The sequence below is a fragment of the candidate division WOR-3 bacterium genome, from assembly GCA_016926475.1.
Taxonomy (GTDB): Bacteria; SDB-A; SDB-A; order SDB-A; family SDB-A; genus JAFGIG01.
The window spans coordinates 21768-44634 of sequence record JAFGON010000014.1; the positions used below are offsets into that span (position 1 = coordinate 21768).

Below are 22867 nucleotides of genomic sequence, written 5' to 3' on the forward strand. Positions count from 1 at the left end.
CGTTTTTTTAGTAAGCGCCCATCCCACTGACTATTGCAGGGAACGTCTGTATCATTATTTTAATATCAAGCCACAAAGACCAATTGTCAATGTATTCCAAGTCCATTTTAACCCATTTATCGAAATCAAGTATTTTGTTTCTGCCTCTTATCTGCCATAGGCAGGTCAAACCCGGCTTCATCGATAGTTTTCTTTTCTGCCAGTTTTGATACAAATTTACTTCTTCCGGCAGAGGCGGACGCGGGCCAACAAAACTCATGTCGCCTTTTACGATGTTTATCAACTGTGGAAGCTCGTCAAGGCTCCACCTTCTTAGAAATTTCCCAAGTTTAGTGATTCTCGGGTCTTTGGGATGTTTGAAAGCGAATCCCTTAACGAGGTTTTTTTCAAGAAGAGATGGCAGAAGTTCCTCAGAACCTTCGCGCATAGTTCTGAACTTCAGCATCTTGAATGTTTTCCCGTTTAAACCGCATCGAGTCTGGCTGAATATAGCTTTACCGGGTGAAGACAGCTTTATAGCAAAACCAGTAAGAATCAGCAAAGGTGAAGTCAGAATGAGCCCGAGAATACCGAGTGTTTTATCTATAATATCTTTCATTATCAGTCCCCAGATTCTTCCCGTAGTTGTGTAAAATGTGAAGAACGGTAAGCCTGATATCTCTTCGACTTTAAGCCAGGAAATTTTCGGTTTGACAGATAGATCGATCAATAAGGAGGTTGGGACTCCTTTTTCTTCGCAAAACGTGACCAGGGGTTCTATATGAACACGATTTTCCGGACCCAGTCCCACAACTATCCAGTCGACGGTGCCAAAACTTATTTTTTTGAAAACATTCTGTAAATTTTCAGTGCTCATCCCTTTGGTGACTTTTATGGTTTCAAGGATTTTTTTCCCAACTGAAAGGTTCTTTCTTATTACCTTTTCGAGGTTTCTGTTTTGCAGATCGTCAGTTATTATGATTATGTTCAGTTTTAAAACTTTGTTTCTTATCTTCAACAAAATAAACCTGTTGAATACAATCATCACGATGTTGGCTAAAATAAACAATATAAAAGCCGCTCTGCTTTGAATATAAGATTTGGTCAGGAAGAAAAAAAGGCCCAGTATGCTCCCGGATGTAGCTATTGATTTAAGAACAGGCCCTAAGAGTTCCCATGTTTTGCGTGTCTCGGTATTCGGGTAAGTTCCGAAAGAGTTTAAAAAAAACGCCCACAAAACACAGATCAAGGGAGTGACCCAAGGAAGTCTTTGAAACCGCTGAAGAACTGTCTGATAAGATGTCTCGGCGAAAAACATGTTGACAAAGAATTGAAAGAAAATGAAAAGAGCAAGAGTGGATATTATGTCCCAGAGACAAAAGTATTTGTTGATTTTATCTGTCTTGCTGACAATCATAAGGTTCTGAACAATTTTGCGAGTCTGAGCCTCCAGACCATGAAAATCGCTTCCCAGATGATTTTTTTCGACATCTTGCTTTTTCCTTCTGTCCGGTCTGAAAATATGATCGGAATTTCTTTCACCCTCAAACCTTTTGAATACACCTTGAAGTCAATTTCAATTTGGAAAGAGTATCCATCAGAATGTATTCGGTTTAAGTCAAGCGATTCAAGAGCTTCTTTTCTGAAGCACTTGAACCCTCCGGTCAGATCTTTAATTGGGCATCCGGTCACTAAAGAAGCGTATTTATTTGCGAAATAACTCAAAATCAACCTGCTCATTGGCCAGTTAATGACACTTACGCCTTTTATGTACCTTGAGCCGATCACAAGGTCGTAGTTTTTGATCTCTTCTAAAAAAAAAGGCAACATGGCGGGGTCGTGAGAAAAATCAGCGTCCATTTCGAAAACGCAGTCATAATTATTTTTAATCGCCCATTTAAAGCCTTCGACGTAAGCGGTTCCGAGGCCTAACTTTTCAGGGCGTCTTTTCAGATGGATTCTCGGTTGAGTTTTGCTGAGGTCGAGTACTCTGTCTCCTGTTTTGTCAGGAGAATTATCATCCACGATGAGGATTTCAAGCCTGTTATCCTGCTGGAGAATTCTCTCAATTATTTTTTCAACATTCTCAATCTCGTTGTATGTCGGGACGATTACGAGGGCTTTCATAATTTCTTCCTCCAACTGAAAACCGTGAGAATTGACCAAATAATTACCGCTGTAATAGTTATCGCGTATCCAATTTTAACAGATAGAGGGCTGTAAATCATCAGCAATTCGTGTTCTCCGGCAGAAGGAACAGCGACGGCTCTCAAGGAATAATTCGCCCTGAGAATTGGAGTCTCCTTTCCGTCAATGTAAGCCTTCCAACCCTGCGCATAATTGTCGTTGACTATGAAAACGGAGGGCCCTTGGGTAATAATGTCCGCCCGAATTCTGTCCGGAGAATATTCGGTTATTTGAGCTTTACCTTCGAAACTTTCGGCTATCCCAGGATCTTGCGATAAAATGGCTTTTTGAGAGAAATCTATTGTTTCGTCGTGAACCATAGACAGACATAAATCATCATCTTCTGTTACCGTAAAAGAGCTGACTGAGAAAATTTTCGGTAGAGCCAATGTGTCAACGAGCAGAACCATATTACCCGCGTCGATGATTTTCCCGGTCGACATTCTGATAAGGCCTGTTTTACCTACCCCGAACATGTCAGCAAACTGAGCTGCTTTTGCAGGCTCTTCAGCGATCAGCCTCGATATCTCGTTGAAAACAATTTTGCTTACAGGTTGGAATTTAATTCCGAGAAGCCTGCAGAGGTTTATGTTATCCGACAAAACGCCGCCGTTTTGAAACATTATAGTGGTCGGGAGTCCTATCAAATCCTGGTACCTTTGGATTTGGTTTCCATGGTACCCTCCGGGAGAATACAACCGGTTTGCCATGAGGTAATTATCGGATGAATGATTATCGACTGGGTAGACTCCGTTTTGAGTGATTTTCAGATCAAAATAGGATGTAGGCATCACCCTCGCGAGAGAGTCGATCGCTTTGATGTTTGTGATAATTTGATCTGGACCATAAAGATCTGAACCTTTTAAAAAAAGTCCATCTTCATTTTTTATATGATCGACGAATTTACCGGTCAGTGAAGATAAATCAAAATATACAATCAACGCGAGAATCCCAACAAAGAAAAACTTTTTTTCGCTTTTTTTTACCGCAAAAAAAGCGCAGGAAAACGTGAGAATCAAAGCCATTATTGATAGTATCAAAGATTTTTGGAATTCAGGTTTATAAGAATAGGCAATATCCGATTTTTGGGAATGAGAAGCTAAAATTTGGTAAAATGCGGGTGAAATTAATATCAAAGCGAGAAAAATCAGCGCTGCATAAGTGAGAATGATATGAGCTTTTTTGTTTTCTTTTAGCTGTTTAAATCCAAGCGAGGCAAGTCCTATTAAGCAAACAGTGAACATAAAGAAAGAAATGCTGGGAGCTCTGAAATTCTTAAATCCTGGTATAATAAGATAAAAAGGTTTGTAAAAGGGAGTATGCCCTCCGAAAGACACTAAGAGGAAAAAAATTGCAATGGATAACAGAGTTAAAGCCCTTCGCAGATCTTTTTTCTCTCTAGCAAAAAAAGACAATACAGCTATTAAAAAGACAGAGAAGCCCATATATTCAGTGTGCAGCTTGAACGGATTTTGTCCCCAGTAGTTCTCTTTCAACCCTGAAAAACCTCTGAACATGACGTCAAAAAATTCATTTGGATGCATCGACCAGCTTATTGCAAAATCCCACCCTCTGCCGGCTTGCCGCGGAGAGATTGAGCTGTATTCAAGAAAGGGTATAAATTGAGCCGCGGAAATCGCAAGTCCCAGAGATAGACCTGCGAACGCGAAAGAAAAATCTTTTAAGTATTCTCTCCAATTTTTTCCGTTTGTTCCAATTGATTCAGAAAGAAACCAAACGAAGGATCCCAACATCAGATAATAAGTCAATTGGACATTGGGAGATATCAAGCAAAGCGATAATAATCCTCCGGCAAACAGAAAAGGAAGAATTCTTTTTGTTTTGATTCCTTTTGAGATAAAAAACAAAACTCCAGGAGTCAGTGCCTCTACTATAACTTTTCCATCATGACCTGGATTGACCTGGGATATTATTATCCCGGAAAACATATACATTATTGCGACAACGAGGGATTCAATCCCTCCAGCGCCGAGTTGTTTTGCAAAAAGGTATGAAAAGATACCGGCTATAAAAAAGTGAATAAAGAAAACGAGAGCGATTACGTATTCTGGAGAGAAAATTATTCTTAAAAAAGCGCTCGGAAATAACACGTCTCCGTGCATTCCGCCAATATAAGGAAAACCTCCGAAAAGAAAAGGGTTCCATTTGGGTAAAAAATCACCTGAACGCAGGTTTTCTGCCGCGAAAATCTTGAAAGGTATTCCCATTAGTTGATCTCCGCAGTCGAGGATTCTTCCGGGAATCAGTATTTTCCAAAAAGCAATAAGAAGCAAAATAAACAGAATTGGAAAAGCAATTTTCCAGGATATATCATTGATAATTTTCTTTTTTCCGTTTTTTTTCATGTTTGGCATTTCCCCTCCAATTGATAGCAAGAGCCATTAAAAGGCAGATAAATTCAATGAATGTCAACCATATTCTGTTGAAAATTGTCAAGCCTGATGCTATACCGGTCGGAATCTTCAACAAGCTATTGGTCATTTTCAACATCACACTTTCCCTAATTCCAACTCCACCCGGTGATAATAGAAATAAAAGTCCAATAATATAACTGGAGCTGAAAACAGAAACAGCAAGAGGTAGCGAACGAACACCAATGTCAAAATAGAACGACTTTATAAAAAGAAAAAATCCGAATCCTCTCAAAACCCAGTATATCAGGTAGGATAAAAGTATCAGAAATGAATTAATGGGGCTGATTCCAGGCGCGATAATGCTCTTTCCTCGTTTTTTAGCTAAAAATTGAATAAGTTTTCCAATGATTCTTGGATGCGAGATGAACAGAACAATTAAAATTCCGAAAGATATTAGTGGTATCGAAAGGATTAGTCTTGATTCCCCTAAAAAAGGCATAATCGAAAACGCGGAGATAATGATACCAGGAATAAGCGAGTAAACTTGGACAAAAAAAGACGATGTAATTGCAACTTCGACGGGTATTCCTTCTTTTGAGAGGAGGAACATCATTCCCAATAAATGCCATGCTTTTCCTGGCAAGTACCTCCCGAGAGAAGAGATAAACCATATTTTTAAAGCCTTTTTAAGCACAATGCTGGCTCCCAGTAACTTAATAATTTTGGTCCAGAAAAAAACTCCCATTATTTGAACAAATAATTCTATTGAAAAAGACAGAAACAGGAAAAATAGATTAGGTCTCCAAGAGATATTTCGAATTTGATTCCAATTGCCGTAAACACTTTTCCCAAGGTACAGCATGGAAAGAATTATTACTAAAGTGCCCAAAACACGAAAAGAAATCTTTTTAATATTATTACGCAATAGTTGTCTCTTCATTTCAGTGCGTTTATCTTGGCGTATGTTCTCTCCCATAAATCTATTTGTATATCAAAAGAAAATGAATCTACAGCTTTTTGTCTTCCCTGACGGGCGATTTTTTTTGTGCTTTCTTCATCTAAAATTACATTTTTCAGAACCCGAACACAATCCTGCCAAGAAAACGGATCAAAGAAGTATCCGCACTTTCCATCTTCCACGAAGCCTACAAGAGAGCCTGATTTTGCAACTACTAGCGCTAATCCCGAAAACATAGCTTCTAATGCTGATATGCCAAAACCTTCCTTAAACGAGGGCAAAATAAAAACGTCATTCGCTTTTAAAAAATCTCTAACTCTCTCCCTTTGAACACTGCCTGTAAAAATAACTTCATCACCTAAAGACAGCGATTTCGACAAGTTTTCTAATCTTTGCCTGTCTTCTCCATCGCCTACTATCGTATATTTAAACTCGAAATTTTCCATTTTCAACAAACGCATGGATTTGAGTACGACTTCGACATTTTTTTGTTTTGATAACCTGGAAACTGTCAAAAAATTGACTGGTTTTGTTTTTATCTCTTTTTCAAAATTTATAAAACAATCCAAATTTCCAGTCATTGGAACAACCAATTTTTCCCCGGAATAACCCCATTTGTTTATTTCGTCTCTAAGGAAATCTGATACTGTTGTCGTCAAAAGGTATCTATCAAGAAGGTTTTTTGCGAAAAAAGGGAAAATAGAATTTGAGAGAATTCTCACATCTGTGCCGTGAAGAGTTATTATCTTTTTTTTAGACGGGATTAATGAAGCAATTAATCCTGAGGGCACCATCCAATTCACATGAAGGACATCGCAAGATTGGATTATCCTTCTAGTATGCGAAAATGAACTTTTAAAATACTGTAAGAACTGGCATAGTTTACTGGGATTGAGAATAAGTCCATGCATGTTGCCAGTGTATGCTATATCTTCTTTGTTTCCATAAACAAACCTGATAATATCCACACCCGCAATTTTTTCTTGAAAAGCTGAGCCTTCAGCATGAGGTGTCAAAACTTTGATAACATGTCCTCTCATTGAAAGAGACAAAGCGAGATCTTTAATAAAAAAACCGGAATAGTCACCTTCGTATCTCGGATAATTATGTGTGAGGAAACAAATTTTCATAAAAAAATATCGATTACTTCCAGTACAACTGTTATAATGTCAACCTTTAAAAACTTCCATTATTAGCGTTTTCATAATATCTTAATATTCTGAAAATATGAAGTTGTAAAATAGCATAATTGATTTCTACGGGAAATCATGAAAAGTAATCGCGTTGAAGACGATGTCTGGTTGGGGAAAATTACTTTTTGAGTGTTGGCTTTTGCAAAAGTAAGATTAAAAGTTTTCGATCAGGAGAATAAAATGACGAGGAAAGAAATAAAGGATAGGGTTAATTCGTTGGGATCAAAAACAGAAAACCTGCGGAGGTTTCTTTGATATACCACTTAGAAAAGAAGCTATAGCAGACACGCAGAAAAAGTTGCTCGAACCGGGAGTCTGGAACGACATAAAAAAAGCGAGGGAATTGTCTAAAAAACTAAATTCTGACGATGAGATCGTCAAAAGATTTGAAAAGATTTCAGATGATCTCTGTGCGGTTTCTGAACTCTCAGAATCTCTTGAAGATGAAGATCTTGAAGAGATATCAAACGAGATTGAAAAAATTGAAGAAGAGATAGGCGAGGTTGAAATGGAAAACGCTCTTAACGGGGAGGAGGACCGCCTCGGAGCGATAATGACCGTTCATCCCGGCGCGGGAGGCACTGAATCATGCGATTGGGCTGGAATGCTGTTGAAGATGTATATAAAGTATTTTGAAAAACATGACTGGAAATTTAAAGTAATCGACATTCAGGAAGCCGAAGAAGCGGGAATTAAAGACGCGACTCTGGAGATTGACCATGAGGGTGCGTATGGTTTTTTAAAGTGCGAAAGAGGTATCCACAGGCTGGTCAGAATATCTCCTTTTGACGCCAACCACCGAAGGCACACATCATTTGTCTCGGTTTTTGTCTATCCACTCGCCGACGACGAGATTGAGGTTGAAATATTGGAAAAAGACCTCAAACTCGATTTTTTCAGGAGTTCCGGGCCCGGAGGTCAGAATGTCAACAAAGTCAGCACTGCGGTTAGAATAACTCACATACCGACAGGAATTGTCGTTCAATCACAGAGCGAAAGAAGCCAGATCTTGAACAGACAAAACGCCATGAAAATTTTAAAATCGAAAATTTATCAAAAAATGCTTGAAGAGGAGCAGAAAAAAAAATCTGTTCTCGAAAACCAGAAAACTGATATAGCCTGGGGGCATCAGATTAGAAGTTACGTTTTTACTCCCTACACTCAGGTAAAAGACCACAGGACAGATTTTGAGACTTCGGATGTTCAAAAAGTAATGGACGGAAACATAGACGCTTTTATTAGGAATTACCTGCTCTATACGGGCAAAAAATAACGGAGGAAAACTTGAGCAGCGAATATGACATAAGAGTCGAAAAGAGAGAAGAACTCATCAGGTCTGGTCATGATCCATACCCTTATAGTTTCAATAAAAACAGGGAAGTAAAAGAAGTTTTGGAAAATTTCGAAGACCTCGCTGAAGAAATCATTTCTCTTGCGGGAAGGATAGTTTCGATGAGGGGACACGGTAAAAGTGTCTTTTCGCATTTAAGCGATTCTTCCGGGTCGATGCAACTGTATTTTCAGCTCGATTCTCTAGGCGAAGAAAGTTTCGACCTGGTAAAAAAAATCGACATAGGAGATTTTGTAGGCGTGGAGGGAACATTGATGACGACAAAAACCGGCGAAAAAACTTTAAGGGTGAAGACCTGGCGTTTTTTGGCGAAAGCCCTTATGAATTTACCGGAAAAGTACCACGGCCTGAAAGATCCGGAGACAAGATACAGACAGAGGTACCTGGATTTCATATCAAACCCCGAGTCGAGACGGAAAATTGAAGCCAGAAGCAGAATTGTCAGGACTGTGAGGAGAAAGCTGGACTCGCTCGGTTTTTTGGAAGTCGAGACGCCTGTTCTTCAGCCTGTTTACGGAGGCGCTTTCGCGGAACCCTTTGTTACAAAGTACAATTCTTTAGGAGCGGATTTCTACCTAAGAGTCTCCAACGAACTCTACCTGAAGAGGCTTCTCATCGGCGGCTTTGAAAAGGTATATGAATTCGCCAAAGATTTCAGAAACGAGGGAATGGACAAAGACCACAATCCAGAGTTCACGCAAGTAGAAGCCTACTGGGCTTACGTGGATTACCATGAAATGATGAAATTGACTGAAGACATATTCAGGGAAACGTGCGTTGAACTGCACGGAGAACCTTTTCTTAAAATCAGGGGCGAAGAGCTGGATTTTTCAAAGCCGTGGAAAAGGGTTGACTATTTCGGTTCCCTCGAAGACGCCGCAGGTATAAAACTTAGGAATCTTCCAAAAGAAGACTTAATTCAAATCTGCACAGAAAAGGGGATAGATACCGACAGGAAAAATCATAGGGGAAAAATTATCGACGCGCTTTTTTCTGGACTCGTACAGCCATATCTGATACAGCCTTCCTTCGTGATGGACCATCCCTTGGAGATATCTCCTCTTGCTAAAACTCACAGGAAAGATCCTTCTCTTGTTGAGAGATTTGAACCCATCGTTCTCGGAATGGAACTCGGCAACAGTTTTTCCGAGTTAAACGACCCGATAGAGCAGAGAAAAAGACTTGAGTACCAGAACGAGCTCAGGAAGTCCGGAGAAAAGGAATACGAACCGATCGACGAGGATTTTCTTCTAGCAATGTCATACGGAATGCCCCCCGCTGGAGGTTTGGGTCTGGGAATTGACAGGATGGCAATGCTCTTTACCGCTTCGGACAGCATAAGAGAAGTTATAACTTTTCCTCAATTGAAACCTCTGCAGACCGAGCAAGGAGAATAGCAGTGTTCTACCATCTGATGCTTGCCAAAAGATACCTCAAACCGCCTAAGACAAACAGGTTTCAACTGTTCATAACCGTGTTGTCGATTGGCGGAGTTATGGTTGGGGTCGCCACTCTTATAGCTGTGGTGTCTGTAATGAATGGGCTTCACACAGACATAAAAAAGAAAATAGTCGGCGTGAACGCTCATATTATCATCACCCGAGGCATAAGCGCTCCTGACAGCTGTCTGGAAGAAATTAAAAGGATAATTTATTCGGATGATGTTTTGAAAAATGAAGTGACAGGCGTATCCCCTTTTGTCATTTCAAAGGTGATGGTGAGAAGAAAAAACATCATAGACGGAGTGCTTTTAAGAGGACACGACATGGAGACTGGGAGAGAAGTTACCGATATAGAGGAGAAAATAATCGAAGGGAATTTTCTGCGAGATCCCTTAAACGAAGGGGTGATACCTATCGTCATCGGAAACATGCTGGCTGAAAACCTTGAAGTTAATACAGGGGATGTCATCGAGATCTTTTCTGTTCTTTCGAGCACGATTACCCCCATAGGCCCTGTCCCAAAGACATACAAAGGCGAAGTTGTAGGCATAATAGACGCAGGTCTATACGAATACAACAGCTCTTGGATATTTATGAGGTTGCCAGACGCTCAAAAAATCATGAAACTCGAGAACAATGTCACCGGTTTTCAAATAGCCGTCAAGGATATGATGGAAGTGAGAAGATTGACGAGAAGACTTCAGGACAAACTGGGTTTTTCTTATTCCGTTCAAGATTGGCTCATTTTAAACAAAAACCTCTTCGCGGCTCTTAAACTGGAGAAAACGGCTATGACTCTCGTTCTTTTTATGATTATCGTCGTCGCCGCTTTCAACATTGTTTCAACGCTGATAATGATTGTAATTCAGAAAACAAGGGAGATTGGAATTTTAAGATCCATTGGGATGACGAGATTTGACGTCATGAAGATATTCGTGCTTCAGGGTACTGTCATGGGATTCATAGGAACCGCGCTTGGAGTCGCGGTCGGGCTTGTCATATGTTTCGCTCTGGGCAGGTATGAATTCCCTATAGATACCGACGTATATGTTATTTCATCGCTGCCAATCACGGTCAATCCTCTGGATGTGTTGGTAATCGCTCTATGCTCAATGGGGATATCTTTTCTTTCTGCGATATACCCGGCTTACAGAGCTTCGCGGCTGCTTCCCGTGGAGGCGTTGCGCTATGAATGAAAACATCGTCAAAGCCGAAAAAATCGTAAAAGATTTCGAAAGCGGATCACAGATAATTAAAGTTCTCAACGGGGTAGATTTTGTCCTAAGGAGTGGAGAAATAATTGCTGTCGAAGGTCCTTCAGGAAGCGGAAAAACTACATTTCTACACATACTCGGAACTCTCGAAAGACCTTCTTCGGGAGAGTTGTTTCTCGCTGAAAAAAACGTAAAAGAATTCAGCGACAGAGCCCTGTCTGGCTTGAGAAACAGATCAATAGGCTTTGTGTTTCAATTTCACAACCTCATTTCTGAATTGACCGCGATAGAAAACGCAATGATTCCGATGCTCGTCGCGGGAAAAAAGAAAAATGAAGCCAGGCAAAAAGCCGAGGAAATGCTCGTGAAAGTAGGCCTTTCTCAAAGATTAAACCATCATCCTTCTCAACTTTCAGGCGGTGAGAAACAACGAGTCGCGATAGCGAGAGCCCTGGCAAACTCACCAAAGGTTGTTCTCGCGGATGAACCAACCGGAAACCTCGACGCGATAACCGCTTCCTCGGTTTTGAACATATTTCTCGAATTGGCGAAAAATGACAATTGCGGGGTTATCATAGTCACCCACAACCCCGGTGTTAGTTCCAAATGCGATAAAATCCTGCGTTTAAATCAAGGAATTCTGCAATAGATGAAAATTTCTTCGGTTGGGGATTCGCGTAAATTTATAGAAAAATCAAGACTTAAAGCTCCTGTTTGGTTTAAAGCGGATTCCAGAAAAGTTGTTTTCAGCATTCGTGTGAGGCTTGCGAGAAACTTCAGCGAAAAAAAAATCAAATCTGAGGACAAAATCGAATTGACGGAGAAGGCTCTTTCCGGGAAAGGTCTTCAGAGGATCGATCTTTGGAAAATTGGCGCGCTTTATCGAAGAATACTTGCGGAAAGGCATCTAATAAACACTCCGGTCTACCAGAATCTAAGCCTTTTCGTGAGTCAGGACGAAAGGGTTTCAGTTCTCGTGAATGATGAAGACGACATCAGAATTCAAGTGATCTCAACTCCCGGAGACGGAGTGTTTTGCCTTGAGAAGGCGAAGTCAACAGCAAGCGACATTGATGAATTTATTCCTTTTGCCAGGTCCCAAGAAGGGGTTTACGAGACCTCATGCCCATCGAACAGGGGCACAGGAATGAGGTATTCCTATCTTTTACACCTGCCTTGCATTTTTTTAACCGGCAAAGACAGGCAAGTGTTCCGATCGGCGAAAGCATGCGGTCAAACACTTAGAGGAATTTTTGGAGAAGGGACAAAAACAGCCGGATCTTTTTGTCAGGTTTCAAATTCTTCGGCGATGAAAGATGAAAGACAGACAATGTCGGAAGTTGATTATTTTACCCAACGCCTTTCGGTTTACGAATTGTTTGCTAGAGAAAATCTGTTAATGTATAATGGTGAAGTCGTAAAGAACTATCTTAAAAGGGGTTTTGAAAGCCATAAAAACAGAAAAATCAAAACAATGAGCTTTTCTGAATACTCCCAGGTTGCCTCGGCACTAAAGCTCGCTCTTGATTTGGGCATAGAAAGCGGGTTTTCTGAAGATGCAGTCTCAAGGGTTTTCTTTCTTTTGAGAAGGGGACACAGGGATGCTATAATAAACCAAATTGAGGGGGGGCAGGATATTAGTCTTTCTGACTTTATAAAGATGACTGTGAGAAAAAAATGAACAGCGAAAATTTTACACTTAGATACAGGAAAATTGTAATGGCCGCACAGAGAAATTCAAAACTCCACAAAAGGGGATATTACACCACACTAGACATTCTTTACGGAATTCTCACGGAGACAAATTGTTTCGCTGTGAAAATACTTCAGAAAATGGGCGTGGATATTTCTTTGATGAAAAAAATAATCGCCGCGAGGATATACAAAGACGATTTTTACAAGGAAACTCCAAGGTATCCTTCGAATCTAAAAGAACCGGTTCCGACCATAGAAGTCGAGAGCGTCATCCAGGGATCAATAAAAAAAGCCGAGGATTTATCTCACATGTTCATCGGAACGGAGCACCTCATACTTTCCGTTCTCGACAATATAAACACTGCCGCCGGAGAGATATTGAAAAGTCTTGATATCACCTACGAGCAGTTCAACTTGAATCTGCAGAACCTTGTAGACGAAACCGATTTATCCGTGAGGGAAGAAGAGAGAAAAAAAATAGGGAGACCAAAGGAAAATTTCGACGACGAAGAGGACGACAAATTTGTCATAGAGGATTTTTGCAGAGATCTCACTTCCTTGGCGGAAGAAGGAAAGCTGGACCCGATTATAGGGAGGGACCTTGAAATAGAAAGGGTGGTTCAAATTCTGTCGAGGAGAAGGAAAAACAATCCGGTTTTGATAGGAGAAGCGGGTGTCGGCAAAACAGCTATAGTTGAAGGTCTCGCTCAGCGTGTCGTTCAAGGCCATGTTCCGCCTTCTCTAATCGGAAAAAAATTCTATCAGCTCAACCTTGCCTCGGTTGTGGCGGGTACAAAATACAGAGGACAATTCGAAAGCAGGATGAAGTCTATAATAGAGACCATAAAAAACAGAGAAGACATAGTACTTTTCATAGATGAACTGCATACCATAGTAGGGGCGGGTTCTGCCGAAGGATCGCTGGATGCCTCGCACATACTTAAACCTTCTCTGGCCAGAGGAGAGATAAAATGCATAGGCGCTTCGACCGTCGCAGAATACCACAGGCATATTGAGAAGGATGGTTCTCTGAAGAGGAGGTTTCAGGCGATTTTGGTTGACTCTCCCGGAATACCGGAAGCTATAGACATACTAAAAGGACTCAAGGAAAAATACGAGGAACATCACGGGGTCGTCTACGAAGAAAGCGCCTTGAAATCAGCGGTTATTTTGGCAGACAGATACATAACCGACAGGCATCTTCCGGATAAAGCCATCGACGTGATCGACGAAACCGGTGCGAGAGTGAAATTGTCCTCCATGCCTCCTTACCCTGATCTGGCAGAAGACGAGGTAAAACTTAAGAAGATCCTCGATTCAAAAATCAAATTTGTCTCTGAGCAGCAGTATGAAAAAGCCGCGGAATATCGGGACAAAGAATCGAAAATAAGAGCCGAGATTGACTTGAAGCAGAAAAATTGGCTTAAAATCTCAGATAAAGTCACTCCGGTGGTGACCGACGAGGACATCCGGGAAGTCATCAGCATGTGGACTAACATACCAATACAAAAGCTTCAGGAAAAGGAACAGGACAAACTCGTTAACCTCGAAAACCTGCTCTCGAAAAAAGTTATAAGTCAAAACGAAGCCATTAAAGCTGTCAGCAGGGCAATAAGAAGAGGCAGAATGGGTCTGAAAGATCCAAAAAGACCTCTCGGCTCTTTTCTATTTCTTGGACCTACGGGCGTTGGTAAAACAGAACTCGCCAGGTCCCTCGCGGAAATTCTCTTCGGAAGCAAGAGAAACTTGGTCCGAATTGACATGAGCGAATACATCGAGAGGTATTCGGTCGCAAGGCTCATTGGTTCGCCTCCTGGATACGTCGGATACGGTGAACAAAATCCAGTCATAGAAGAAATAAGGGTAAAACCCTATTCCGTGGTGCTTTTCGACGAGATAGAAAAGGCTCACATAGATGTCTTGAACATAATGCTTCAGCTTCTTGAAGAGGGTGAAATAACGGACAGCCTCGGCAGAAAGATAAGTTTCAAACAATCCGTCGTGATAATGACTTCGAACATAGGCACGAAAGACATAACGAGATCAAAACCTCTTGGTTTTGGTTCGACTCCTGAAAACGTGGATTATGTTAAAATGAAAGAAAACATTTTATCCGAACTCAAAAGGATAATCAATCCTGAGATAATAAATAGAATTGACGAGGTCGTCGTGTTCAGAAGGCTGACAAAAGAAGACATGAAAAAAATCATTGAACTCGTCTTTGAAGAAGTTAGGGATAGAATTAAAGAGAAAGAAATTGAAATCGACCTATCAGATGGAGCAAAAGAATTGCTTGTCGAAGAAGGCTATGATCCCGCCTTCGGCGCACGTCCTCTTCGAAGGGCTTTCAGGCGTTACATCGAAGACCCTCTCGTCGAAGAATTTTTGCAGGGGACGGTGAAGGTAAACGATAAAGTGACAGTGGAGAGATCTGGAAAAGAGCTGAGATTTGTGGTCAAAGGAACTGAGAATATGCTCAACATCCCTTTTGAAAGCAATGTGTCTCAAAAAATTCCGGGAGAAACTTCTGCCGACTGAACTGGTTGGCGAAAAAATTTAGCAGGGGCGTGATTAAACAGATGAAAATGATAATACTTTTCCTGAGTTTTATTCCGTGCGTAATTCGGACGGAAGCTCTGAATAGAATCATTGTCGAGGGCAACGACAGAGCCAGCAATGACCAAGTTATTCAAATGGCTGGAATATCTCCTGGAGACGAATTTTCGCCTTTCGTTTCCGCTTCCGTCATCAAAAACCTTTTCTCCACCGATCTATTCAGAGATGTTTCCCTTGACACTTTTTACGATGCCATAGAAGGATTGACCCTGGTCATTGAAGTAGAAGAAAACCCGGTTCTCGACACTTTAATAATAAACGGAAGCGGTAGAATTTCAGAAGCAAATCTGAGGGAATGGCTTTCGAGAGGTTCCTCAGACACTGCAATTGTCCGCGGGTGGCCGGAAGCCCCTTTTAAAGGCAGAACAGTGACGGATAGAAAACTCTCAATTTGGAAGAAATTTATTCTCGATTCCTACGCTGGAGAAGGTTACATAGGGACAGCCGTGGATATTTCGGTCTCTTTACCGGACGATCAGAACAGGATTGAAGTGACGGTGGATATCAAAGAAGGCAGAAAAATAACTATAGCCGCTATCAACCTCAACGGCTTGATTTCGTTGAATTCTAAAATCGTCAAATCAAGGCTGCAGAACAGAGAGTGGGGATTTTACGGCTGGAGGGGTTTTAAAGAATTTTATTGGTTTGGCCTCTTCAGGAAAGGCGGGTTCAATCAAAACGTATTTGAAGGTCATGACGTGGAATCAATAGAGAGAACTCTGAGAAGCAGAGGATTTCCTGACGCGGAAGTTGACAGCCTGAATTATATTTTCAATCAAGAATCCACATTGGTTGTGATAGAAGTCTTCATAGATGAAGGAGATAAGAAATATTTCGGCGAGACAGTTTTCGAAGGCAACGTTTTTTTCGAAACAGGACATCTTGAAAAATACGTCTCCTATGATCCGGGACAACCCTACGATATTGAAAAAATTGAAAAGACCCAGAGACTTTTAAGCGAACTATACGCGGACAGCGGTTTTATCTACGTTCAGTTCAATCCCGTCCAGACAAGAAAAGACAGCACTGTCGACATTACTTGGCAGATGAGGGAAGGGCCGAGGGTGAAAATAAGACTTGTCGAGATAATGGGCAACTACAGGACGCGCGACAGGGTAATCCGAAGAGAGATAACTCAATTTCCCGGAGAATATTTCTCCATTTCAGGGCTCAGGTTGACCTCGCAAAAAATATTCAACCTCGGTTTTTTCGACAACATCATTCCTGATATTGCCCCTGTCGACAGCTCAAACGACAGCATAGCATACGCGGATCTCATCATAGAAGTCTTCGAGAAAAAAGCTGGAGAGATCAGAGGAGGAGCGACCTATTCGCACTACGGTGGAGTAGGAGCTTACGCGAAATTTGCCGTGCCGAACCTTTTGGGCAAAGGCGAGACTTTTGATCTGGAATTCGACATAAATTCAAAAATGTGGAACTTTGACATAGGGTATTTTGAACCGTGGGTTTTAGGGACCGATTGGGCTGCAGGGGCAAGACTTTTCGCTACTACCTACGAAATGGATTATTACAAGTACAGAAAAGAAGGATTCCAAATAAACACCGCAAGAGCCCTCCCTTGGATAGATTTTACCAAAATCTATAATTCTTACACGTTAGAGAGGGTTGAAGTTGAAATATTCGACCCTGACAGCGCCAGCGATTACCTGAAATCTCAAGAAGGCTTGAAATATATAAGCAAACTGGGAATAACTTTTGTCAGGGACGCCAGAGACAAATACTTCAACACTTCCCGAGGGACTTATTTTTCTTTGGCGACAAACTTGACGGGTGGTTTCATGCAAGGAGACGTGAATTTCAGAGAACACGTTTTCGAGTATAAGTATTTTCTGCCGGTGACTACAAAAAAACCTTCTTCAAACATTCCTTCTTCTTCTCTGATGTTCAGAAACAAAACGGGTGTAATTTCCGATTTTTATTCAACCGGCAGCGGAGACGTACCCGTTTATGAACTTTACAGACTTGGAGGAATAGGAGAGTGGGGACTTAGAGGATACGATGAATACAGCATAGGTCCGGTGCAGGAAGGCGATGTCATTGGAGGCGCGACGGCGATACTACTCAACGCGCAGTATTCAGTACACCTCGGCGAAATGGCGAATTTTTCGATTTTCGCGGACGCCGGCAACGTATGGGAAACTCCATACTCCCTTGAAGGATCGAGTGGTTTTAACGACCTGTACAAAAGCGCGGGGTTGGGTTTCAGAATTAATCTTCCCATGTTGGGCATTATGGGGATTGACTACGCCTACGGATTTTCGACCGGCGACTGGAAACCTCATGTCCAGTTCGGAACAAACTTTTAGAACAGGGGATTTTATGAAAGTGTTGAAATCTCTAATGATTTTATTTTTCGCGTCCCAAGCGCTTTTTGCCGGAGGCATGGGTTACGTCAATATCGAGAGGATATTCAATGAATACTCGGCAATGAACGACCTCAGATCCCAGTTGCAGTTGCTTGAAAACAACTGGACCAACGAAGCTGAAACCAAAAAAAGGGAATGGCAGTCTCTTCAGTCTCAGCTTGAGACGGAAGCAGTGACTCTTTCCGAAGAGGAAATTTCAAGGCGACGGGATATCATAAGCCAGAAGAAAAACGAATACGAATCTTTTGTACAGTCAGTCTGGGGCGATAACGGACTATTGGAAAACAAAACCCAAGAATTGACCGAATCTCCGGTAGCTCAAATAAACAAGACGATTGAAGAAGTATCGGAATTAAAAGACATTTCAATAGTTCTCGACGTCTCGTCAGGAGTCGTCCTCTACGCTGAACCTGGTCTGGACATCACTTCAGAAGTCTTGACGAGGCTCAATTCCGAGTATATCACCGTCCAGGACACGACCCCCGAAGAGAAAATAACCATCGCCTTCCTGTCGGTTGTTCCAATAACTGCCGACGCGAAAGCTTCCGGTATCGCGCAGACAGCTTCTTCCATTGTCAATACAGCTCTCATGAACATTCAAAATGTAGAAATGTCGGAAGGGAGCGATGTATCGCAGGGAATGACTCAAAACGGTATAACTTCAGTTGAATCTGTTACGGGATCACAACTTTCCGGCTTGGCGACTTATCTCTTAGCCGATTATATTGTCAGAGGACAAATCAGCCAGACCGGAGAACAATTCAACCTAAAAATAATTGTGTTCTCGGCGGAAATATTCAGCGACTATCTGACCTTCGAAGAGAGTTTTGAGAAGGTTGATAATCTGGAACAGACAATCGAATCCATAGTGTCGGAAATAGCGGCAGAACTTTAAAGGAGAAAGATTGAAACTGTCCGAAGCGGCGAAAATTTCAGGAGGTAAACTTGTAGGAGATCCAGAATTTTCGATCCAACGGCTTTCGTCTCTGGGTAAAGCTTCATGCGGTTGTTTGACATTTGACGACAAAATAAACCTGGAAGCAATAAAAAGGGCTCGAGAAAAAGGAGCCGCTGTTATCTGCAGACCTGGATTAGACCTTGATCTCGGCATAGAATCCGAAAAACCTTACTTAGCTTTCGTAAAAGTGATGAAAGAGATGTCTCAAAAAGAATCCTTTCAGCCTCATGTCCACAGAACAGCCGTCGTATCCGAGAGTTCTAGAATAGGTAAAGATGTTTACATAGGCCCTGGAGCGGTTGTGTCCGACGGAGCCGAGGTAGGTGACGAATGCGTCATAGAAGCCAATTGCTACATAGGTAAATTTACAAGGATAGGTTCTTTTTGCAGGTTGTATCCCAACGTAACCGTTTTAAACGGCTGTGAAATCGGCAATAGAGTGGTGATACATCCCGGAGCGGTGGTAGGCGGAGATGGATTCGGCTATCTCAGAGAAGGCGGAGAAATCATGAAAATTCCCCAGTTGGGCAAAGTCGTGATTGAGGACGATGTCGAGATAGGCGCGAATTCGGCTGTAGACAGGGCTATGCTCGATGCCACGGTGATAAAAAAAGGCACAAAAATTGACAATCTGGTTCAAGTGGCTCACAACGTCGTAATAGGAGAGAATTGCCTCATCGCTTCTCAAACTGGCATAAGCGGAAGTGTAGAGGTAGGTCCCGATACTCTGATGGCAGGCCAGGTCGGAATCGCCGATCACGCGAAAATAGGAAAAAATGTAGTGATAATGGCAAAGAGCGGAGTGGCGGGTGACATTCCCGATAATTCCGTGTTTTTTTGGATACCGGCAATGGAAGCCTCGAAAGCAAAAAGAATAGTAGCCTCTCTGAAATTTTTGCCGGAGATGGCAAAAAAATTGAGAAAGATTGGCAAATAGAAAGACTATAAAGAACCCATTCTCACTGAAAGGTGTCGGTTTGCATGGAGGGAAAAACTGCGAAATATCTGTTTTTCCACACGATGAAGAAGGCATACTATTTATCTCCAAAAGAGAGAAAATTAAAGCTTCTTTTAAAAGGGCTGACACTTCGAGAAGATGCACGAGCTTGTTAGGAAAAAACACTCGCGTGGAAGTAGTCGAACACCTTATGTCCTCTTTTTTTTTAACAGGGGTAACGGATGCCGTTGTCGAGGTCAAAGGAGAAGAGATCCCTTTTCTCGATGGTAGCGCGGCTCATTTCGTAGAGGCGATTGAGGTGGCAGGTGTAGAAGACAAAAAGGTCTTCTGGGAGGAATTGGAAGGTAAATGCCATACCCGAGTTGCAAACGGCGTATCGGAAGTGTTCTATTCCCCTTGGAAGGATGAGAGCCTTTTGATCACGGTTCTTTTGTCTTTTCCCGAAGAGGGAGTCAAATGCCGCCATCTAACATTTGAGGCTTATTCCAAAGACTTGAAAACAACAATAGCGAGAGCGAGAACTTTCGCCTTCGAGGGCTGGGTAGAAGATCTGAAGACAAGGGGTTTGATCGAAGGGGGATCCCTCGAAAACGCCCTTGTATTGAAGTATGGAGGCGAACCGGTTGAAGGCAGTTCATGTAGATTCGAAGACGAGTTTGTCTCACATAAAGCGCTTGATTTACTAGGGGATTTGATGTTGTCGCCTAAAAGGTTAAAGGGGAGGATTTTTGCCGTTTGCCCTGGCCATAAAATTCACTTGGATTTTCTGAGAGAAATATTTTCTCCCGAATGATTTTTGGGTAAAGATGAAAGGAGGGCTTATATGCCGGAAGTCAGATCTTTGATGATAGATGAAATAATGAGGCTCATTCCACACCGATACCCTTTTTTACTCGTCGACAGGATATTGGAATTATCCGACGATAGGATTGTTGGCATAAAAAACGTCACGATAAACGAACCTTTTTTTCAGGGACACTTTCCCGGAAACCCTATCATGCCGGGTGTTTTGATAATCGAATCAATGGCGCAGACCGGCGGATTCATGCTCATGTCAAGATTGGAAAAACCGGAGAAAAAACTTCTGCTATTTCTCGGCGTTGACAGGGTCAAATTCAGGAGAGCAATTCTCCCCGGCGACACACTCAGGCACGAACTTTTTCTCGAAAGCTACAAACATGGTGTATGCGTAATGAACGCCAAGAGCACCGTTGACGGAGAACTTGCCTGCGAAGGGATTTTAAAGGCTAAATTGGCGGACAGATGAATATTCATGGAAGCGCAATTATCTCGGAAAATGCGAAAATAGGTAATAACGTCGTTATATCGCCGTTTGTGATAATACACGAAGACGTAGAAATTGGTAGAGGAAGTTCCGTAGGTTCTTGCGCCGAGATATTTCCCGGCACAAAAATAGGCAATAACTGCAGTATAGGAAAGGGTTGCCTCGTCGGCGGTGATCCCCAGCATTTAAAGGATTTGGGGGAAGGCTGTCAAACAATAATAGGCGACAACACTGTCTTGAGGGAATATGTCACTGTTCACCGAGGTACGAATTTAGGGTACAAAAAAACAGTCATTGGCAAAAACTGTTTTTTGATGGGTTTTGTCCATGTGGCTCACGACTGCATCCTGGGAGACAACATAACCATAGCAAACGAGGCTGCTCTTTCAGGACATGTCATCGTTGAGGACAATGCTTTTATAAGCGGTCTTTGTCCCATTCACCAGTTCACGAGAATAGGCAGGTATTCTTTCGTCGGTGGAGGATATAGAATTAACAAAGATGTATTACCGTACGGAAAAGCTGTCGGAGAACCCATCGGAATGCTGGGGCTGAATCTTGTTGCCCTCAGAAGGGCAAATTTCCCGAAAGAAACCATTGAAGAGCTAAAAAAAGCGTATAATTTTCTTTTCTCCGGAAAAATCCCGCTTTTTGACTCCAGAGTAAAAAAAATAGAAGAGAAATGCAGGAAAATCCCCGAGATTGAAAATCTTCTCTTGTTTATTGGGGCAGAAAGCAAAATGGGACTTGCAGGCAGGACGAGAAGGTGAGAACTGTATAAATTAAACCGGCAAAAATGTGTTTGACTTATTATTTGGAGAGTGGTTTAATTAATACCTAAATGGCAAAAACGGTATTTATACAATTGCAATCGTCTGGTTTTTCAGTTTTGTTAACCCCAATTAAGGAGGCATGCTAATGAGAAAGCTATTGGTTTTGGCTTTTGCGGCGATGCTTGTTTCGGCGTGTTTGTTCGCGTCGAATGCTGATCAGAATAACAGCGGGAACGCCCGCACGATGACTGTGTCATCTCCGGGTGTCTCGACGTACGGAACAAGAATGGAATTTACAGGCAACAGAGCTGTCTTGTGGGCTCAGGTTCCAGACTCTGTAGCCGGCGCGGGTATTTCCTGTCAAATGGACTCAGTTTATCCTTTCGAATCTGAACTCGCTGACGACGTCGAGAACAACAGCGGCGGTACGTGGAACATAGATTCGATTCACACGTATTGGGCGAACTGGAACGGATTTTCTTCGTGGGCTCTCGTTCCCAACTTTCGCGTTATGCTTTACGAAGACAGCGGAACTCTGACAATGCCGAAAATGAATCCGTCTCAGACTGTCATAGTCGAGGCCGCAAACTACACAGCATACGGTTCCGGCCCCTATCAGGTAACCCTGGACATGACAGGTCTTGGTTTTACAGTACCTGCGGGCAGATGGTGGCTGGTCGTACAGCCTTCGACTTCGTTCTCAGCCAACGGCCAGACCGGATGGCAGACAACAGTCGGCATAGGCAACGGCCAGGAATGGTATCAGGTTTTTGAGCTTCTTGGCATAGTGAGGTGGACTTCCGCCAGTGCTCAGGGTTACACAGGTTCCGAAGCCGGATTTATTCTCTACGGCGAAGAAGCTTCTTCTGGAACTACGTGGGATTTTGAGGACGGATGGCAGGGATGGACCCACACGGGACCCGCTTATCCCGGCGGATGGGGAATCGGAGCATGGAACCTGAACGGAACGACATGGATAGCTCCCGATCACGGTGACAGCTCTCTCTGGGTGGACTCAGACGCCGCCGGTAGCGCTGGTTCTATACGCGACACGGCTATATCTCCAGTATTCACAGATGTCCCCGGCGGATGGCTAAAATGGGGAATTGCCTTCAACTTCATAAGTGCCAACGAGAGGCTATATTTGATTATGAGAGGCCATAACGGAACGTCTTGGGGCGCTTGGGACACTCTTTACTACTACCCCGACGGAGTTGATGTCTCTTCGAGATGGGATTCCACGGATGTTTCTGCTTGGCTGACATACGACTCGCTCCAGATGGGAATTTACTACAGCGACTCTTCAAGGTGGGCATGGTACGGAGTTTTCGACAACATAGGTCCCGTCGTACTTCCTCCAGTAACATTCCACGACGTCGCGAGCTTTGAGTTCCTCTCTCCCGCGGCGATGGTCGCTCCTTCGGCTCAGGATATAATCGGAGTAGTCAGAAACCTCGGCGGATTTGACGAGACGTTTGACGTCCATCTCGTAGTGA

Annotated in this window: 18 protein-coding genes; 13 read left to right on the forward strand and 5 right to left on the reverse strand. The window is 42.5% G+C overall.

The window, feature by feature from the left end:
• Positions 1–7: 7 nt before the first annotated feature.
• The 5 genes from JXA84_01095 to JXA84_01115 form a co-directional block, all read right to left on the reverse strand.
• Positions 8–1297 carry a sugar transferase gene (locus tag JXA84_01095; GenBank protein MBN1149798.1) on the reverse strand — a complete coding sequence of 430 codons (1290 nt, stop codon included), beginning with the start codon at positions 1295–1297 and terminating at the stop codon, positions 8–10.
• Positions 1298–1392: 95 nt separating this feature from the next.
• Complete coding sequence (locus JXA84_01100) at positions 1393–2106, reverse strand: polyprenol monophosphomannose synthase (GenBank protein ID MBN1149799.1); 714 nt, start codon at positions 2104–2106, stop codon at positions 1393–1395.
• On the reverse strand, positions 2103–4541 hold the full coding sequence (locus tag JXA84_01105) for a YfhO family protein (GenBank protein MBN1149800.1): 2439 nt from the start codon (positions 4539–4541) through the stop codon (positions 2103–2105). The genes JXA84_01100 and JXA84_01105 overlap by 4 nt, the downstream gene beginning before the upstream one ends.
• The gene (locus JXA84_01110; GenBank protein MBN1149801.1) at positions 4498–5286 is read right to left on the reverse strand and encodes a hypothetical protein; all 789 of its coding nucleotides are present in this window, start codon (positions 5284–5286) and stop codon (positions 4498–4500) included. The genes JXA84_01105 and JXA84_01110 overlap by 44 nt, the downstream gene beginning before the upstream one ends.
• Positions 5287–5477: 191 nt before the next feature.
• Positions 5478–6629: a glycosyltransferase family 4 protein gene (locus tag JXA84_01115; GenBank protein MBN1149802.1), complete on the reverse strand. Its 1152-nt coding sequence runs from the start codon at positions 6627–6629 to the stop codon at positions 5478–5480.
• 243 nt (positions 6630–6872) lie between these two features.
• Between JXA84_01115 and prfB the strand changes: the two genes are divergently transcribed.
• The 13 genes from prfB to JXA84_01180 all read left to right on the forward strand — a co-directional run.
• A protein-coding gene (gene prfB / locus JXA84_01120; protein ID MBN1149803.1) for a peptide chain release factor 2 occupies positions 6873–7965 on the forward strand; the annotation gives its coding sequence in 2 pieces (ribosomal slippage) (positions 6873–6929 and positions 6931–7965; 1092 coding nt in all).
• A gap of 11 nt (positions 7966–7976) precedes the next feature.
• Positions 7977–9440 (forward strand): lysine--tRNA ligase, encoded by a 1464-nt coding sequence (gene lysS, locus JXA84_01125; protein ID MBN1149804.1) that lies wholly within the window; start codon positions 7977–7979, stop codon positions 9438–9440.
• A 2-nt stretch (positions 9441–9442) separates the two neighbouring features.
• The gene (locus JXA84_01130) at positions 9443–10681 is read left to right on the forward strand and encodes an FtsX-like permease family protein (protein MBN1149805.1); all 1239 of its coding nucleotides are present in this window, start codon (positions 9443–9445) and stop codon (positions 10679–10681) included.
• Complete coding sequence (locus JXA84_01135) at positions 10674–11348, forward strand: ABC transporter ATP-binding protein (GenBank protein MBN1149806.1); 675 nt, start codon at positions 10674–10676, stop codon at positions 11346–11348. Before JXA84_01130 ends, JXA84_01135 begins: the two co-directional genes overlap by 8 nt.
• A complete protein-coding gene (locus tag JXA84_01140) occupies positions 11349–12380 on the forward strand; it encodes a hypothetical protein (GenBank protein ID MBN1149807.1) in 1032 nt (343 codons plus the stop codon).
• Positions 12377–14932 carry an ATP-dependent Clp protease ATP-binding subunit gene (locus JXA84_01145; GenBank protein ID MBN1149808.1) on the forward strand — a complete coding sequence of 852 codons (2556 nt, stop codon included), beginning with the start codon at positions 12377–12379 and terminating at the stop codon, positions 14930–14932. Before JXA84_01140 ends, JXA84_01145 begins: the two co-directional genes overlap by 4 nt.
• Positions 14933–14973: 41 nt before the next feature.
• On the forward strand, positions 14974–17337 hold the full coding sequence (bamA, locus tag JXA84_01150; protein ID MBN1149809.1) for an outer membrane protein assembly factor BamA: 2364 nt from the start codon (positions 14974–14976) through the stop codon (positions 17335–17337).
• Positions 17338–17350: 13 nt separating this feature from the next.
• Positions 17351–18292, forward strand: coding sequence for an OmpH family outer membrane protein (locus JXA84_01155; protein MBN1149810.1), 942 nt, complete (start codon positions 17351–17353; stop codon positions 18290–18292).
• 10 nt (positions 18293–18302) lie between these two features.
• Positions 18303–19292, forward strand: a complete 990-nt coding sequence (lpxD, locus tag JXA84_01160) for a UDP-3-O-(3-hydroxymyristoyl)glucosamine N-acyltransferase (protein ID MBN1149811.1) — start codon at positions 18303–18305, stop codon at positions 19290–19292.
• A complete protein-coding gene (locus JXA84_01165; protein MBN1149812.1) occupies positions 19282–20106 on the forward strand; it encodes a UDP-3-O-acyl-N-acetylglucosamine deacetylase in 825 nt (274 codons plus the stop codon). The genes lpxD and JXA84_01165 overlap by 11 nt, the downstream gene beginning before the upstream one ends.
• A gap of 51 nt (positions 20107–20157) precedes the next feature.
• The gene (gene fabZ / locus JXA84_01170) at positions 20158–20580 is read left to right on the forward strand and encodes a 3-hydroxyacyl-ACP dehydratase FabZ (GenBank protein MBN1149813.1); all 423 of its coding nucleotides are present in this window, start codon (positions 20158–20160) and stop codon (positions 20578–20580) included.
• On the forward strand, positions 20577–21368 hold the full coding sequence (lpxA, locus tag JXA84_01175; GenBank protein ID MBN1149814.1) for an acyl-ACP--UDP-N-acetylglucosamine O-acyltransferase: 792 nt from the start codon (positions 20577–20579) through the stop codon (positions 21366–21368). Before fabZ ends, lpxA begins: the two co-directional genes overlap by 4 nt.
• Positions 21369–21516: 148 nt before the next feature.
• Positions 21517–22867: hypothetical protein (locus tag JXA84_01180; GenBank protein MBN1149815.1), on the forward strand; the 1351-nt coding region annotated here is incomplete at its 3' end.